The organism is Burkholderia pseudomultivorans, from assembly GCF_001718415.1.
GTDB classification, from domain to species: Bacteria; Pseudomonadota; Gammaproteobacteria; order Burkholderiales; family Burkholderiaceae; genus Burkholderia; species Burkholderia pseudomultivorans_A.
On the sequence record NZ_CP013378.1, the window covers coordinates 2,639,544 to 2,655,660 of the forward strand.

Here is a 16,117-nt window from a genome sequence, read left to right on the forward strand (position 1 = left end):
CCGACCACGGCGCTTTCCGGCTTGATGCCGGTCAAGCCAGTCGCGCGAGAGGGCGCTTGACGCAGGTCAACCGCATTCACCGGAGCGGCAATACAGTCGGTTCCAGCGCCAGCGTAAAGCGACGCGTGACCATGTGCGAAATTCACGGCCTGGCGAGGCATTGACGATGGAGCGACGGGCATTGGCGATGGGTGTGCTGCTCGCACTGGGTGCATGTGCGGGAGCAGAGCGAACCGAGGCATTCAGGACGATGGAAACACGACTGCTTGCGATGCGTCAGGCTGCATCGCTGCAGTGTTCGACCCCGTCCGAATGCAGCCGCGCGTGGAGCCGCACGCGGCGCTACGTCCAGGATCATTCGTCGACCCGCATCACGCGATTCAGCACGGACCGGATCGAAACGGCGCAACCGTATCTGGCCGGAGAAGTCTATCTATGGGCGTCACGCGCGGAATCGGGCGGCGGCTCAATGATCCGGCTCAAGGCGATGTGCAAGGGCATGTATGACAGCAACGGCGGCCCGGGATGGCAATACGATGTATGTGCCCGGAAGATCCTGGAGATAGAGCAAGGCTTCCGGTCGGACGAGAACCCACCGAGCTAGCGGCGGATGTCGTCAGTCCTCGGCAATGCGGCGTCTCGCCTCCCGGCCGGGCGGATGCCGGCCTACGGCCGCCCGTTTCTTCTCGCGCCGGTTTCGTAGCGGCTCCAAACCGTTGACCTCGGTCAACGCCCGCTTGCTGCGAGCGCCGATGATGGAAGCGAATCCGAACGCCGCCGGCGCGTCGGTTCATCAGCGAGGTTCGCATGTACACGAATATAATGGTTGCCACGGACGGCAGTCCTTCGGCGAATCAGGCGCTCGACGAAGGTCTCAGGATGGCCAGGTTATGCGGCGCCCGCCTGTTTGCCGTGTTCGTCGTCGACAAATCCACGCTGTTCGTCTACGGCGGCCGCATGGAGCCCGAAGCCTTGCTCGACGAGATCCGGCGCCATGGCGCCGCGATCTTGCGAGACGCCGACCGGACGATCTCGCGCGCGGCAGTCAATGGCGAGACGGAAATCATCGAGACCGATTTCGGTGAGGACGTCGCGGAGCGCCTGCAGCGCTACGTCGTCGATCATTCGATCGATCTGGCCGTGGTCGGCACGCACGGCCGACGCGGTGTCCGGCGGCTGGTGCTCGGCAGCGTCGCCGAACGCTTCCTTCGCGCATCGAGTTGCCCGGTCCTGCTTGTGCGCGGCGAGGATACCTCTCCCGCCACGGTCGCGGTGGCCTAGGGCCGATGCCGGCCAGTGCGGCTCACCAGCCCAGGTGATCATCATGCAGATATCGTTTCCTTCCGAACATCCGACGTATTGCGACCTCGATTCCGCGCTGAGTTTTCCGGCGCTCGTCGAAGGGCGGCGAGTGCGCTGCGCGATCACCTCGGCCGCGCTGGAAGATCATTTCCGAGCAGCGTCGCCTCGCGAGCAGGATCTCGTCGACGCCTTTGCGCGCCATCGTCCCGCCATCGAGCGTGCGGCACGCCGCTTGCTCGAGGAAATCGGCGGGCGGCCGATCCTGCTCCGCAGCGGCCATTTCCGGTTCTGTACGTAACCGACCGCCGCCCTTGACGCGTATCAAGCACATGCCGGCGCGTGCGGGTACGCTGGATTCCTAAAGATCATTCGTCCCATGCGCGGCACGTGGTGCCGCGCTATCCGATCTTCATTGCGGCCGATGCTGTCGGGACGAAAGCGCCGGTTGCATGTCACCGTATGAGGAGTGCGAACCATGAGCAATCTGACCCGTTACGATCCGTTTTCGATCGAACCCGTTTCCGACCTGTTCCAGGGTCTGTTCAGGCCGCTGCGCGGTATGACGCTTGCCGACGAACCCGATCTTGCGTCGATGAAGATCGACGTCACCGAAAACGACAAGGCGTATACGGTCAACGCGGAACTACCCGGCGTCGCAAAGGACGACATCGACGTCCAGGTGACGGGCAATACCGTATCGATCAATGCGAAGATCGAGCGCAACAATGAGCAGAAGGATGGCGAGCGCGTGATCCGGCGCGAGCGCTACAGCGGTGCGATCAGCCGCTCGTTCTCGCTGTCTGGCGACATCGACGATGCGAACGCGACGGCGACGTATCAGGATGGCGTGCTGTCGCTGACGCTGCCGAAGAAGGCGCCGGTCGGGCAGAAGAAACTCACGATCAGCTGATCGGACGACGGGCAACGGGCGATGCGGGCACGCATCGCCCATCGGGAGGATCCGGCGCGCGGAGCGATCCGCGCGCCGTTTCGTTGGCGCGACCGAATCTGCCCTCACGCATGCGATGCCGTACTGCCGGTTCGGTAGCCGACCGTCTGCGCGAGGATCGGCAGCTCGTCCTCGTTCAGCCGCAGCGCGTCGGCGAGCGTGCGGTGATTGATCCAGCCGCGCACGACCGTTCCGAGGCCGGCCGCCGCGCAGTAAAGCGAGACGTTCTGTGCGATGGCGCCGGCCGCGATCGCCGAGAACACGCCGCGTTGCTGCGGCGGCATGTCGAGTATCGCGGCCGTCCGGACGACGTAGACGAGATCCAGCGGCGCGCGGCCGACGAAGTCCTGATAGCCGGTCAGGTTGCGTGCATCGACCGCGTGCTTCAGTACGAGCCGATGCGCGGGCGCGTCGTAACGATAGACGCCATACGGCAGCGCGACGTAGATGTCGATTTCATTGAATGCATGTGCGGACGGCGCGGTACGACCGCCGCTCGCCGGGCGGTTGATGCCGTCCGCCGCCCACAGCATCGTGCCGAGCGTCGCCGGCGGGAGCGGTGTGGCAGCGAATTCGCGGGAACTCATTCGGGTCGCGAGCGCCGTCATCAGCGGCACGTAGTTGTCGAGCATCGGGCGCGGCAGGTCAACGATCGCCGGCGACTCGCCCTCGGGCGACGCCGGCTGCATCACGGGTGCCGGCGAATAGGCCAACATCTGCTGTTCGGTCATTCGAGTCTCCTTGAAGCGTGATTGCGCGTGCCTGGAACGTCGCGCATCGGCGATTTCACGATAAGCCGGCGCAGCCGTATCGGCTTGACTTCCGTCAAGCGGCGCACCGGCCGGCCACGACGTGTGGCGAGGGGGTATCCGTTGACCTGCATCAGCGATCGGGCGCCGCGCGTGTGCAAATCTGACTGCGTGCGGCGGACAGGCACGCCGCGGCTCACAGGAGAGCAGACGATGAAAACCGACAAGCAGTTGAAGCAGGATGTCCAGGACGAACTGGAGTCAGACCCGTCGATCGATTCGACCCGTATCGGTGTCGAGGTGGCCGACCGGATCGTGACGCTTTCGGGGCACCCGCCGAGCTACGCGGAGAAGCTGGCGATCGAGCGCGCGGCGAACCGCGTGGCCGGTGTCAAGGCGCTCGTCGTGGACATGACCGTGCATCTGCCGGACCACGACGTGCGCACCGACGAGGACGTCGCGAAGGCGGTACGCTCGGTGCTGCACTGGACGGTCGGTCTACATGACGACGCGGTCAAGGTGCAGGTCGAACGCGGCTGGATCACGTTGTCCGGCAAGGTCGACTGGGCATACCAGAGCCACCTGGCCGTGCGCGCGATCTCGCAGATGCGCAGCGTGACGGGCGTGACCGACCACATCACGGTACAGGGGACGGTCGGTTCGGACGACATCGGCGGAAACATCAAACGCGCGATCATGCGCCACGCGGAGCGCGAGGCTAAGCATATCGCGATCGACGTGCACGACGGCACCGTGCGGCTGTCCGGAAAAGTCGGCTCGTTCTCCGAACGCAAGGCCGTGCGCGGGGCCGCGTGGTCCGCGCGCGGCGTGCGCGCCGTCGTCGACGATCTGGTGGTCGAGTAAGGTCGGTAGCCGGATGAGCAGTCCACGGAGATCAAGGAGGGCAGTCAAATGACACTTTCGGGTGAACTTCACGAAGCGGACTGGTCGGTCGCGATCGAGACGGTCGTGGCCGAATCCGGCGGCTTCCGCTGCCGGATTCACGTCACCCTCAAATCGCCGGACGGCGGTTGCGAGCGGACGTTCGCGCATAGTGGGATTCATGCAACCGAGCGAGAAGCCGCGATCGAGGGGTTGCGAGCCGGGATGACTTGGGCCGAGATGAAGAAGTCGAACACCTTCACGATATGAATCGGCCCGCCTCGCAGGGCGGGACGCGTCGGCGAAGGCGCCGATCCGGTCGCGCGATGCAGCGCGCGCCGCACCGATTCGCGCCACGCTCGTCTAGCGCGCCAAGCGCGTCTTGTGCGACACGCGCCGGCGCTGCGCGCGCTTTTTTTTGCAGGAACGCGCATGTCGTTCCGGTCGCCGAACATGCCGGGCGACGGCATCGGTTACAGTCGGAAAGAAGCTCGCTGCGCCGAACACGTCGAACAGCCCGTAGGCGCGCAGACGATCCTTCACCGGCCCCTTCATCTCAGCGAAATTCATCGTAATGCCGCGTTCCTCGAGTTCGTCGTGCAGCGCCACGAGCCGATCCGCGGCGCTGACGTCGATGTCGGTGACTGGCTCTGCGGCGACTACGATGCGCGTAACCGGGCTTGTCGCTTGCGCGATCGCGGCGTCCAGATGCTCGCAGAATATCTCGACGTTCGCATAGAAAAGCGGGGCATCCCAGCGGAACAGCAAGAGCCCCGGCGTTTGCGCGGCGTCGGGATGACGCGCGACGTCGTGATAGCCGCGCACGCCCGTCAGCCGGCCCAGCACTGCGTCGTACGGATGCCAGGCCCGCCAAACGAACGATAGCAGCGACAGCGCGCTGGCGAGCAGAACCCCGGGTACGACGCCCACGCCGATCACGCCGGCGAAGCACAGCATCGAGATCAGGAATTCGCTGCGGCGCATCCGGTACAGCCGCACGACGCTACGGAAATCTGCGATGCCGAAGGCCGCATAGATCACGACAGCGGCCAGCGCGGTGCGCGGGACAAACGTGAGGAGCATCGGTGCGGCAATAAGCAGGATCGCGATGCACGCGGCCGCGACGACATTCGTGACCTGGCTTTGCCCGCCCGCGGCGATCGCGACCGGTGTGCGGGACGCACTGCTGCTGACCGCGCAGCCCTGGGTCACGCCGGCCAGCAGATTGGCCGCGCCCAGTGCGATCAGCTCCTGGTTGCGGTCCGGCGCATCGCCCGCCCGAGCGGAAAGTGCGCGCGACAGCATGCTGATGTCGGCGAACGATACCAGCGCCACCGCGATCGCGCCAGACGCGAGCGCGCACACGTCGGGCAGCGAGACGGCCGGCAGGTGCGGGACAGGCATGCCGACCGGCAACGCGCCGACCGTCGCGACGCCGTGCAACGGCGACAGGCGAGCGAAGAGCGTTGCTGCCAGCACGGCGATCAATATTGCGGGCCAGCGCGGCGTCACGAGTTTGATCAGGAAGATGGCCGTCAGCACTGCGACGCCGAGCAGACCGGCAGCGATGGAAAAGCGGCCGTTGACGACGGCGTGAACGATGCGCGTCAGGCTGGAAAGCACGTCGCTGCCCGATAATGGCATGCCGAAAAGTTCGGGCAGCCGCCCGACCACGAGCGCGATGGCGATGCCGTTCAGATAACCGTACTGGATCGGGCGCGACAGCAGATCAGTGATGAAGCCGAGACCGAGCGCACCGAGCAGGATGCAGATCGCGCCGGCCGACAGCGCTAGCGCGCCGGACAGCGCGATCGCGCGCTGCGGGTCATGTGCGGCGAACGGCGCGATGGCGCTCGCGATCAGCGCCGCCAGCGCGGAATCCGGGCCGAGAACGAGGATCCGGCTCGGGCCGAGCAGCGCGTACGCGAGCAATGCAGCCATCGACGCATAGAGGCCTGTGATGGCCGGCAGCCCGGCTGCTTGCGCATAGCTCATGCCGACCGGCACTAGGACGGCCGAAAGCGCGATCCCGGCGTAAAGGTCGTGCGAAAGCCACGCATGCCGATAGTTCGCGAGCAGCGCGACGCCTGGGAGCATGCGGCCGATTCGTCCGGATAACGGGCGGTTCATCGCGGAAAGGGCGGGGCGACAGGCTTGCCTTGCCCCGTTAGGCAGTCGCTCATCGGTATGTGGCCGCCTCCGAATAGACGCGTGAAACCGCACAGCGATGGATGCCGAGGCTCGACGCCACGCCGGCGGGCATCACGCCACCTTGAGCGTGGAAAGCTGCAGCGCCTGCGCGAAGCGGGCCAGCGTGGCGATCGATCCCGTCACGCTTTCGTATCGCTCGCGCCCGATCTGCCCGTCAAGTATCACCAGCATGCCGGCGTCTTGTGCGAGTGCGACAAGTGTGGGCGTGTCGAGCGCGGCTGTGCCGGACGTTTCGGACGTGTCGGATGTGGCGGCCCTCATCCCCAAGTCGGAACGATAGTCGGCGTGTGACATGACGTTTCTCCTGGCTGTTGTGCGATCGGTGCGCCGGTCGCCGGTATCCATGGTTCAGTATCGCTGCGGTGCGTCCGCGATTCAATCAGTCGGTCCCGAAGTCGCGGTAGGAATCACGCACGCTTCGTGGGCGGATTCCTACACGGCGCGTGGTTTCGGCGACGCCTTGCAGCGTGCCGGCGCGCGTTCCCGGCGCCGCGCATACCAGCTTCCGATCGCGTGCCAGATTGCCGCGGCGGATTCGCAATACGTGAACAGTTCCAGATCGCGCCGGTCGATCATCCCTTCGTCCGCGAGAAACGCCAGGTCGACCGCGCGGCGCCAGTACGCCTCGCCGACGAGGATGACCGGCAGCGGCGCGATCTTGCGCGTCTGCAGCAGCGTCAGCACCTCGAACAGCTCGTCGAACGTGCCGTAGCCGCCGGGGAAGAATACGGCCGCTTTCGCGCGCTCGAGTAGGTGCAGCTTGCGGATCGCGAAATAGTGGAACCGGAAGCAGAGATCCGGCGTGATGTACGGATTCGGCGCCTGTTCGCGCGGCAGCTCGATATTGAAGCCGATGCTCGGGGCGCCGCGCTCGTAGGCGCCGCGGTTGGCGGCTTCCATTATGCCGGGGCCGCCGCCGGTCACAATGGCCAGCCGCGCGGTGCGCGTGCACCGGTCGGCATGGGCGACGATACGCCCGAACTCGCGCGCGACGCGGTAGTACACGCTCTGTTCGACCAGCCGGCTGGCGATCGCGACGGCGCGCTGCCGGCTCGCGTCGTGCGGACGCCGGGCGAGCAGGCGATTCGCTTCGTCCAGCCGCGAGTTGGCAACCGGCGGCGCGACGATACGCGTGCTACCGTAGATAACGACCGCATGGCCGATCTGTTCGTTCTGCAGGCGCTCCTCGGCTTTCCAGTAGTCGAGTTGCAGCCGGATGCCGCGCATGCCCGGACCCTGCAGAAGGGTTGCGTCTTCGTCGGCCGGCGTGCGTTTCGGGCTTTTGGTGGCGCGTCGCGCGCTGCGTGAGACGAGCTGGATGTCTCCCTGGCGGACGGTGGCAACGTGCCTCGCGCGTAGCCGCTTGCCGCGCGCTTTCGCGATCGTCGCGGCGGGGTCTGGACGGAGGCGTGCGCGGCCTTTTGCCGTACCGGCGCGAGCGCGTTTGAGGGCGGATGACATCAACGGAAGTGCCGCGCGGCGGTCACTGGTTCAGCACCCATTGCACGAGCAGATGCGCGTCGTCGGCGGACAACGGCCCGCCGCGATCGATGGCCGACGGCATCGGCGTGTCGCCCCAGTGCACGGGGCCGCCGACGCGCAGCTTGCGTTCCAGCGCCGCGGCGGCATGCGGATCGCCGCGATAGCGCTCGGCGATCTCGTGAAACGACGGCCCGAGGAACGTCATGTCCGTCGTATGGCAGAACATGCAGTGCTGCGCATTGACGAGCTCAGTCGGCTCGGGCACGGACGTCTGCGCGGCGGCCATCCCGGCCGTCACAGCGATCGCGCAAAGGGCGGCGGCACGGATGATCCTCATGTTCATTTCCTTGTCGGGATCAGGAGAAGGAGACCACTTCGTCAAGCGGGCGACGCGGCGAATGCGGCGTATGCGGACCGCGTCCGACGCGCAGCAGCAACTGCGGCTCGCCGCGCAGCGCGAGCATGTGGCACAAATGGGCGCGCAGCCCGGCGGTCTCGATCGGTTGATTCAGATACGACGCTGTATAGCCCGCCCGCGTTGCGACGAGCAGGACGCGCTCCAGCGCCTGGCCGGCGGCGAGCCACGCTTCGCGATCGTCGCGCGCGGTCGCGATGCACATGATCAACGGCGATGCGCCGACGAGCTGGTGATGCAGCGCGGCGAGCCCGTTGCCCAGATCAAAGGTTCGTACCGCCATCGTCGCGACGGGTGCGGCGAAGTCGAGCAACGTTGGCACGCCGGCCGCGAATGCCGGCATGCCATCGACGTGCCGGCGCGGATCGATCCAGCTCGCCAGCTCGCGCCGGAAGCGCGGGTCCGCGAACTGCTGACGGTCGGCCTCTGCCACCAGCTCGGCGACGCGTGCGCGATGCGCGATCGAGTCGACGCACGCGACGTCGACGCCTTCCGCGACACCGGCCGCGATCAACTCTTGCTGGATATCGTCCGGCACGGCCTTCGATTCGAATGGTGCACGCGTCGTGACGCGATCCGGAATTGCATCAAACAGCGCGCCGAGAGACGCATCGGAATAGCCGTCGTCGCAGATCCGAACGAGCGCCAGCAGATCGGGATCAACCTCGGAAGGAAACGTGCTGATCGTGTGGGCGAGCCCGGCGTGATCGAGCGCGACACGCAGGTTGAGCAACGCAGCGCCGCAGCTGATTATGAGTTCGCGATCGAACGGATCGACAACGGGCAACGCGCGAACGCGGTCCGCGCACACGGAAATCGTCGCACCGTTGACTAGGAAGCGCCACGGCTGGGAGTTATGGCTGGACGGCGCCAGCACCGCATAGCCCAGCAACTCCCGCAACTGATGGTCAGGATGGGCGCTTGCGGCAAGCGGGGGAACGGATATCATCGATCATCTCCAGATTGCCGCGCGGGCGGCATCACGCCACTTCATCGTGTCAGTAACCGCGCGGCGGGCGTTGACCCACGTCAAGCGCCTGTCAGCAGGCCCGACACGCGCGCCGGCCGAGGGCTAGCCTTGGAACGTGAGTCGCGCGACACTGGTCGCGCAGGGAGGCGAGTATGTTTGCGATGATATTTGACGGCACGACACCACACTTGCGCCAAGCGAACGTGCCGGATCCGTCGCCCGCGGTGGGCCAGTTGCTGATCGACGTACACGCATGCGGCGTATGCCGGACCGATCTGCACGTCGTCGACGGCGATCTCGCTCACCCGAAGCTGCCGCTGATTCCGGGTCACGAAATCGTCGGAACGGTGCGCCGGCTGGGCGAAGGCGTGATGGGCTTCGTCGTGGGCGACCGGGTAGGCGTTCCGTGGCTAGGGTCGACCTGTGGGCATTGCGTGTATTGCACGTCCGGTCGCGAGAACTTGTGCGACCACCCCGGTTTCACCGGCTATACGATCGACGGCGGCTATGCCGAGCGCGTGACTGCAGATCACCGGTATTGCGTGCATCTGCCGCAACGCTATGCCGATCTGGAGGCGGCGCCGCTTCTGTGCGCCGGCCTGATCGGTTATCGAACCTTGCGGATGGCGGGCGACGCACGCCGCATCGGCATCTACGGTTTCGGCGCGGCGGCCCATCTCGTCGCGCAGGTCGCGCATGTCGAAGGGCGCAAGGTGTTCGCGCTGACGAAACCCGGCGACACAGCGGCGCAACAGCTCGCGCTGTCGCTGGGAGCCGCGTGGGCTGGCGGCAGCGACGAAGCGCCGCCGGAGCCGCTCGATGCCGCGCTGATTTTCGCGCCGGTGGGCGCAATGGTGCCGGCCGCGCTGCGCGCGGTCGACAAAGGCGGGATCGTTGTATGCGGCGGCATTCACATGACTGACATCCCGAGCTTTCCGTATGCGTGGCTGTGGGGCGAGCGCCGTATCGCGTCGGTGGCCAACCTGACGCGCGCGGACGCGGCCGAATTCATGCAGGTCGCCGCCGCGACGCCGCTGCGGGTCGAGGCGGTGCGCTACGCGGTGACGGACGTGAACCGCGCGCTCGACGACCTGCGCGGCGGCCGCGTATCGGGCGCCGCCGTGCTGGTCATGCGCGGTTGATCGACTTGGCGGACCCGCGGTGCGATTAGATCTGCCGCAGACCGTCCGAATCCACGATCCGGATCTGCTTGCCTTGTGCCGCGACCAGCCCCTTGCGCTGGAACTTCGACAGCATGCGGCTGACAGTCTCGAGCGTCATCCCGAGATATTCGCCGATCTCGTCGCGCGTCATCCGTAGCACGAATTCCGCAGCTGAATAGCCGCGTGCCTTGAAGCGTGCGGAAAGATTCAGCAGGAACGCGGCCACACGCTGCTCGGCGCTCATCGTGCCGAGCAGCAGCATCTGGGAGGATTCGCGCACGATCTCGCCGCTCATCATCTGATAGACGTGATGCTGCATCGGCCGCACTTCGCGGCACATCTGCTCGAGCTGGCCGAACGGGATGATGCAGACCGTGCTGTCCTCGAGCGCGATCGCGTCGCCATTGTGGTGCCCGGTGTGCACGCCCTCGAGCCCGAGCGATTCACCGACGATCTGGAAGCCGGTGATCTGCTCGTCGCCGTCTCGATGTATCACGATGGTCTTGAATGATCCGGTTCTCACCGCATAGATGCTATTGAATGTGTCGCCCGCGCGAAACAGCGTTTCGCCGCGCCTGACGTGTCGCGTCGTGCAGATCATCGCGTCGACGCGCGCGAAATCGTCCGGCGAAAGATCGGGCGGCAGGCAGACGGTCCGCAACGCGCACGTCGAACAGCGGGACGCGGCGCGCTTGGGCCGATCCGCCGATTCGACGGGATGAAGCGGGATGAACGGGCGTAACGGCATGGTCGTCGAGACTTCGGCACTGCTCTGCATGATCGGCTCCAGTTCGGGGGCAGCGGCGGTTCGCCGTCGGGCGGGGGGCGCTGGCCGTTGTACCGGCGGCCGTGGTTCCTGCCGCCTTCCTGTCAGGAACGCCACACCGGACGCGCCTGGAGACCGATACGCCGGTCTCGACGACGATGTTGCTTTTGCTCCGGAAGTCGCGCTTGCTCGTTTTTCTTGATGTGCAGTATGGACGTTGCGTGACGTCAAGAAAATCAGCCGGGATTGAAGTTGCGGTAGGTGAGAGGGAAGTCTTGTAGGAGGTTTCCTACAGGGGCTCGGCAACTCGTCGCGAATGTCGCGCGCGTGCGCCGGGCACCCATGGCGGCCGCAATGCGGCCGCGCCGGCCGGGCCGTTGTCACCGATGCTTCGGGGCTTCGGGACGGGGAAGCGATCGCGCCCGAGGCCGCCGTCAGAGCTCGTCAGGGTCCTCGAACAGCTTGTGGCGCATCGCGTAGCGCACGAGTGCCGTGTCGTTCGGCAACTGCATCTTCTCGAGGATCCGCGTCTTGTACGTGCTGACGGTCTTCACGCTGACGCAGAGCGCCTGCGCGATTTCGGAAATCGACTCGCCGGTGGTGACGCGCCGGAAGACGTCGAACTCGCGGTCGGACAGGCGCTGGTGCGGCAGGAGGTCGGTCGGCTCGTTCAGACTCTGCGCGAACTGCTCGGCCATGGCCAGGCTGACGTAGACGCCGCCGGCAGCGATCTTGGTCAATGCGGCGACCAGTTCGGCGCTGGCACTTTCCTTGGTCATGTAGCCCGAGGCACCCGCGCGGAATGCACGCACCGCATATTGCTGTTCGGCATGCATCGTCAGCACGAGGATATGCAATCCCGGCTTCTCGTCCCTGATCTGCTTGATGAGTTCGACACCGTTGCGGCCGGGCATCGACAGGTCGAGCACCAACACGTTGGCATCCGTGTCGCGCATGAGCGCGATCGTCGATGCACTGTCCTGCGCTTCTCCGACGACCTCAAAACCGCTCGCGCTCTGCAGGATGTGCCGCAGGCCGTCCCTGACGAGTGCATGGTCGTCGGCGATGAGTACCCTGATCATGACAGCCCCTCTCCTTGCAGGATGGCATGAAGCGGCAGCGCCACGGTGATCGTGAATCCCGTGTCCGGCCGGTTGTCTATCGTCACCGTACCCTCGAGCATGTGGGCGCGCTCGCGGATACCGATCAGGCCGAACGACGGGCGGTCCTGTACGTTGCCGGCGTGCTCGGGCGCGCCGTGACCGTCGTCCGCTATGCGCAGCATGCAATATCCGTCTTCCACTTTCAATGCCAGCGTCACGTTCGTGGCGTCCGAGTGTCGCGCGACGTTGGTCAGCGCCTCCTGCACGATGCGGAACAGCGTGGTCGCGCCGGTGCCGGTGAACGCAGTATCGACGGGCGGCAGCTCGCGATCGACCGTAATCCGGTAGCGGCGCGCGAAATCGCTTGCAAGCCATTCGATCGCCGGAACGAGGCCCAGATCGTCGAGCATCACCGGTCGCAGATCGGCCGCGATGCGCCGCACCGACGCAACGGTCGAATCGATCAGGCGATGCATGCCGCCCAGTTGCTCGCGCACGCCGGAGTCGGGGCCGACGACGCCCGCGAGCGCCAGTTCGACGACCGAGAGGTCCATCTTGAGCGCGGTGAGTTGCTGGCCGAGGTCGTCGTGCAATTCGCGCGCGATGCGCGTTTTCTCTTCTTCCCGCACGTTCTGCAGGTTGGCGGACAGGTCGCGCAGTTCCTCGCGCGACTGTTTGAGCGCGTTCTCCGCACGAACCCGCTCGGTCACGTCGCGCAGCATCACCGTATACAGCTTGCCGGTGCTGTCGCGAATCTGCGAGATCGATGCCTCGATCGGAAATTCGGTGCCGTTGCCGCGCAAACCGAACAGCACGCGTTGCCGACCCATCTGGCGCTCCGACACGCCCGTCACGCCGAATTGCTCGACGTGTTGCGCGTGCGCGGTGCGGAAGCGCTCGGGGATGAAGCGGGACAGCGGCGCGCCGACCGCCTCCATCGCGGAGACGCCGAACACATGTTCGGCGGCCGGGTTGAAGATCACGATCGTCTGGTTTTCGTCGACGGTGATGATGGCCTCCATCGACGACCGGATGATGCCCATCATCCGCGCCTCGGTGGGTTGACTGTCGCCAGTGGGTGTACCGGCGAGCCCTCGCTTCGCGACGACCTGCTGCACGAGCCCGGCCAGCGTCAGCGAGAGTACGGTGCCGGGCAGCAGGACGGCCATCATGACACCGGACGTGTCGGTGCGCGGCGCGCTGTAGCGTAGCGAGAGCGGCGTGCCGCCGAACGTTAGGGAATCGGTACGCAGGAGCATGTCGCGGGCGGCGGTGGAGTCGCCGGCGCCGAAGCCGCCGGAATACACCGGCGCGCCCGGATTGTCGGCCGTGATTTCCACGTGCAATCGATCGAGAACAGACGAATCGATGAGGCGATCCGCATTCAGCGCGGCAAAAACGTACCCGGTGGCCGTTGTGTGCCGCGGCACGGACAGAACAACGTCTTCAGCGTTCGCATAAATCGGCAGGTACAGCGTCAGCTCCGTCCGAGCGATCGTCGCATCGGTGCTGTCCTGGATCGCATTCGCGGTGAGTGCGACCCTGCCGGTTTCCCCCGCGCGCTGCAGCGCCTGCAGGGTCGCCTGATTGTCCTCGGCCGCGCTCGGCTCTATTCTCCCGAGGCTGCGGACCGGCGACTGCAATCCGTCCAGATTCAGACTGGCGAGATAGCGGCGCCAAGCGGCCCCGGAAGGCGGTGCGGGCAAGTTCGACGCGAAGCCGCGCGCGCTGCGCAATACGGCAGCCGCGCCGAGGAGCGTGCGCTGAAGGTCGGCCGTCGCCAGTGTCGCGGTTTGCTCGAACCTCTCCCGGGCGGCTTTTCGTGCCTCGTTCTGCAGTATCCGGGAGGCCGCAAACGTTGCAGTCAGGCCAAGCGCTAGCGTCAGCAGCGCGGCCTTGGCTGCAAATCGCGCGGGCCGGATCCGGTGCGATGCCGGCCCAGCCCTGAAAGGGGGCGAATTCGTTGTCATGCCGTTCATCCTGACGAATTTCGTCGGTGGCTGGCTGGCGGCAGGCCGGACGCGAGGCACGAACAGCGGGGCGGGCCGCAACTGCGATATCGCGCCGAATTGTGCGCGGTTTACCGACGTTCGCCAATCGGGACCGACGCGTACGGGCGGTGCCGTGCGTGCTTGACCCGTATCAACGGAAAGGCGCCCGCCGGGATCAGACTGGTTTCACGAACCGGTCGAGCCCGAACGAAAGCAGGGAGGCACCATGTACCATAAGATCTTTGCGGCACTTGACGGCAGCCGCAGTGCGCGGCTCGCGCTCGACGAGGCGATTGCGCTCGCGCGCGAGTCGGGCAGCCTGGTCATCGCCATGTGCGTGGTATCGGATGCGCCGCCGCCGGCCGACGTCGACAGCGGTTATATCGACCAGCGCGACCGGGCCGGGCTGGACGCGGACAAGGCCGCGATCGCGGTCTCGGACGCAGAAAACGCGTTCCAGCTGTCGGGCGTACGCGGCATCGCGCAAATGATCGACGCCTGTGGGGAGGACATATCTGACGTGCTAGCGCGAGCCGCGGCCGAATGCGATGCGGATCTGATCGTGATTGGCACGCACGGCAGGCGCGGCGTGCACCGCGCGTTGCTCGGCAGCGTTGCCGAATCGCTTGTGCGCATCGCGGACCGGCCGGTGCTGGTCGTGCGGGAAGGGCCAGGCGCGTGCGCCGGCGTGCTGTGACGGGCACGAGGGGCGGGCAGCCGCGGGCGGCGGCCCGTTTTCGGTTCGTCAATGAGACAGCAGGACTGGCACGGTCATCGTCTCGAGGATCGTACGCGTCGCGCCGCCCAGCACGCGTTCATGCATCCGCGCATGGCTGTACAGGCCCATCACCAACAGATCCGAATGCAGGTCGGTCACCCGGTTCAGCAGCGTCGCGCCCACGCTGACTGACCGTTCGCGCGGCGTGGTCGAGAACGACGCGCGAACGCCGTGCCGTTCGAGATACGCGGCGACGTCGACCCCCGCCGGCGTCTTGTCCGGATCGGGTTGCCCGCGGGTGACTGTCTCGACGTTGACGAAGCGCGCGCGGGTGAGTAGCGGCAGCGCGTCGGCCATCGCGCGGGCGGCTTCTCGGCCGCCGTCCCAACCGATCAACACGTTCTCACCGAGCGTTCGCACGTCGCCCGCATAGGGCACGACGAGTGCCGGACGTCCGCTGCCCATCACGACGTCCTCGATGAAATGGGGAGCTACGTAGGTCATGCGGTCGTCGGGGTTCTCCTGACCGAGCACCAGCAGATCTGCGTGGCGCGCATGCAGGATCGCGGCCTCGGTCGCGTTGCCGGCCGGCGCCTGCCATTCGACGCTGCGTCCGGCGCGTTCGGCGGCGATCAGGAATTTTTCTTCCGCTTCCTTGCGTCGCTGGTCGCACAGACGCTCGTAGACTGCCAGCTTCAGCGGTTCGTTGGGTCGCCGTAACGGCTCGAACAGGTCTTGGCAGATCACGTAGAGGCCGATCAGATGGGCGTTCCAGCGTCCCGCGAGTTCGAGCGCGAGATCGACGCGCGTCGTACAGCGCTCGCTGTCATCGAGATGGACGAGCAGGGTCTTGTAGCTCATGACGGCTCCTTTTCGGTCGATGCCGCGGTGGACTCGGCAGACACCTTCCCCGCGCAGCGCGCCGGAATCATCAGGACCGGGCAGGTGGCCAGACGCAACACGCGTTCGGCCACGCTACCGAGGAAAATGCGCTGGATACCGCGCCGGCCGTGCGTGCCCATCATGATCAGGTCGGCATTGATCTCGCCGGCGAGACCGACGATGCGTTGCGCGACGTCTTCACCCGCCGGCGCGACGTTGGAAATCTGCGGTGTGCCGGCCACATCGCGCGCCTTCATGCGCCTCGCCGCATCCTCGGTGATGCGCAGGCCTTCTTCGCGGAATGCGTCAATCAGAATCGATGGGTCGTATCCGTAGGTGTCGTAGGCCGGCACGAGGAAATCGACGACGTAGACCGGGGTCAGCCTCGCACCCGTCTCCGACGCGAGGTTCAGCGCGGCGTCGAGCGCGCGGGACGACGTTTCGCTGCCGTCGAGCGCAACCAAAATGTTCGAGTACATGACCTTTCCCTTCACCGGATGTTGATGCAATTATCATCGGCGCGTGCGCGTCGGT

General features: G+C 66.1%; 19 protein-coding genes. 8 read left to right on the forward strand and 11 right to left on the reverse strand.

Annotated elements, in window-relative coordinates; all coding sequences use genetic code 11:
* Positions 1-166 precede the first annotated feature (166 nt).
* The 4 genes from WS57_RS24510 (at position 167) to WS57_RS24525 (ending at position 2,212) form a co-directional block, all read left to right on the forward strand.
* Entirely contained in the window at positions 167-604 is a 438-nt protein-coding gene (locus WS57_RS24510) for a hypothetical protein (protein WP_059514530.1), read from the forward strand.
* A gap of 203 nt (positions 605-807) precedes the next feature.
* Positions 808-1,281 (forward strand): universal stress protein, encoded by a 474-nt coding sequence (locus WS57_RS24515; RefSeq protein WP_012218262.1) that lies wholly within the window; start codon positions 808-810, stop codon positions 1,279-1,281.
* Between the two features lie 43 nt (positions 1,282-1,324).
* Positions 1,325-1,600, forward strand: a complete 276-nt coding sequence (locus WS57_RS24520; protein ID WP_009690618.1) for a DUF1488 domain-containing protein — start codon at positions 1,325-1,327, stop codon at positions 1,598-1,600.
* A gap of 177 nt (positions 1,601-1,777) precedes the next feature.
* Positions 1,778-2,212 (forward strand): Hsp20/alpha crystallin family protein, encoded by a 435-nt coding sequence (locus tag WS57_RS24525; protein WP_009690619.1) that lies wholly within the window; start codon positions 1,778-1,780, stop codon positions 2,210-2,212.
* A gap of 104 nt (positions 2,213-2,316) precedes the next feature.
* Here WS57_RS24525 and WS57_RS24530 read toward each other — a convergent pair whose 3' ends face one another.
* On the reverse strand, positions 2,317-2,982 hold the full coding sequence (locus WS57_RS24530; RefSeq protein WP_059514534.1) for a nitroreductase family protein: 666 nt from the start codon (positions 2,980-2,982) through the stop codon (positions 2,317-2,319).
* 231 nt (positions 2,983-3,213) lie between these two features.
* Between WS57_RS24530 and WS57_RS24535 the strand changes: the two genes are divergently transcribed.
* Complete coding sequence (locus WS57_RS24535) at positions 3,214-3,864, forward strand: BON domain-containing protein (protein ID WP_009690621.1); 651 nt, start codon at positions 3,214-3,216, stop codon at positions 3,862-3,864.
* 48 nt (positions 3,865-3,912) lie between these two features.
* Positions 3,913-4,152, forward strand: coding sequence for a hypothetical protein (locus WS57_RS24540; RefSeq protein ID WP_009690622.1), 240 nt, complete (start codon positions 3,913-3,915; stop codon positions 4,150-4,152).
* Between the two features lie 93 nt (positions 4,153-4,245).
* Here WS57_RS24540 and WS57_RS24545 read toward each other — a convergent pair whose 3' ends face one another.
* From WS57_RS24545 to WS57_RS24565, 5 genes are all read right to left on the reverse strand, one after another.
* A complete protein-coding gene (locus WS57_RS24545; protein WP_059514536.1) occupies positions 4,246-6,012 on the reverse strand; it encodes a SulP family inorganic anion transporter in 1,767 nt (588 codons plus the stop codon).
* A gap of 132 nt (positions 6,013-6,144) precedes the next feature.
* Complete coding sequence (locus tag WS57_RS24550; protein ID WP_420481042.1) at positions 6,145-6,354, reverse strand: hypothetical protein; 210 nt, start codon at positions 6,352-6,354, stop codon at positions 6,145-6,147.
* A gap of 171 nt (positions 6,355-6,525) precedes the next feature.
* Positions 6,526-7,554 carry an LOG family protein gene (locus WS57_RS24555; protein WP_069244940.1) on the reverse strand — a complete coding sequence of 343 codons (1,029 nt, stop codon included), beginning with the start codon at positions 7,552-7,554 and terminating at the stop codon, positions 6,526-6,528.
* A gap of 22 nt (positions 7,555-7,576) precedes the next feature.
* Positions 7,577-7,912 carry a c-type cytochrome gene (locus tag WS57_RS24560; RefSeq protein WP_009690626.1) on the reverse strand — a complete coding sequence of 112 codons (336 nt, stop codon included), beginning with the start codon at positions 7,910-7,912 and terminating at the stop codon, positions 7,577-7,579.
* Positions 7,913-7,931: 19 nt separating this feature from the next.
* Entirely contained in the window at positions 7,932-8,939 is a 1,008-nt protein-coding gene (locus WS57_RS24565; RefSeq protein WP_009690627.1) for an Acg family FMN-binding oxidoreductase, read from the reverse strand.
* Positions 8,940-9,112: 173 nt separating this feature from the next.
* Between WS57_RS24565 and WS57_RS24570 the strand changes: the two genes are divergently transcribed.
* Positions 9,113-10,102 (forward strand): zinc-dependent alcohol dehydrogenase family protein, encoded by a 990-nt coding sequence (locus WS57_RS24570; protein ID WP_059514542.1) that lies wholly within the window; start codon positions 9,113-9,115, stop codon positions 10,100-10,102.
* Between the two features lie 25 nt (positions 10,103-10,127).
* Here WS57_RS24570 and fnr read toward each other — a convergent pair whose 3' ends face one another.
* The 3 genes from fnr to WS57_RS24585 all read right to left on the reverse strand — a co-directional run bounded on the left by fnr (position 10,128) and on the right by WS57_RS24585 (position 13,962).
* A complete protein-coding gene (gene fnr / locus WS57_RS24575) occupies positions 10,128-10,901 on the reverse strand; it encodes a fumarate/nitrate reduction transcriptional regulator Fnr (RefSeq protein WP_009690630.1) in 774 nt (257 codons plus the stop codon).
* A 422-nt stretch (positions 10,902-11,323) separates the two neighbouring features.
* The gene (locus tag WS57_RS24580) at positions 11,324-11,971 is read right to left on the reverse strand and encodes a response regulator transcription factor (protein WP_009690631.1); all 648 of its coding nucleotides are present in this window, start codon (positions 11,969-11,971) and stop codon (positions 11,324-11,326) included.
* Positions 11,968-13,962 (reverse strand): PAS domain S-box protein, encoded by a 1,995-nt coding sequence (locus WS57_RS24585; protein WP_059514583.1) that lies wholly within the window; start codon positions 13,960-13,962, stop codon positions 11,968-11,970. The genes WS57_RS24580 and WS57_RS24585 overlap by 4 nt, the downstream gene beginning before the upstream one ends.
* Before the next feature lie 247 nt (positions 13,963-14,209).
* Here WS57_RS24585 and WS57_RS24590 point away from each other — a divergent pair, with 247 nt between their 5' ends.
* Positions 14,210-14,680, forward strand: a complete 471-nt coding sequence (locus tag WS57_RS24590) for a universal stress protein (protein WP_009690634.1) — start codon at positions 14,210-14,212, stop codon at positions 14,678-14,680.
* Between the two features lie 48 nt (positions 14,681-14,728).
* Here the strand turns inward: WS57_RS24590 and WS57_RS24595 are convergent, their stop codons facing one another.
* Both WS57_RS24595 and WS57_RS24600 read right to left on the reverse strand, forming a co-directional pair.
* On the reverse strand, positions 14,729-15,562 hold the full coding sequence (locus WS57_RS24595) for a universal stress protein (RefSeq protein ID WP_009690635.1): 834 nt from the start codon (positions 15,560-15,562) through the stop codon (positions 14,729-14,731).
* The gene (locus WS57_RS24600) at positions 15,559-16,062 is read right to left on the reverse strand and encodes a universal stress protein (protein WP_009690636.1); all 504 of its coding nucleotides are present in this window, start codon (positions 16,060-16,062) and stop codon (positions 15,559-15,561) included. The genes WS57_RS24595 and WS57_RS24600 overlap by 4 nt, the downstream gene beginning before the upstream one ends.
* Positions 16,063-16,117 lie beyond the last annotated feature (55 nt).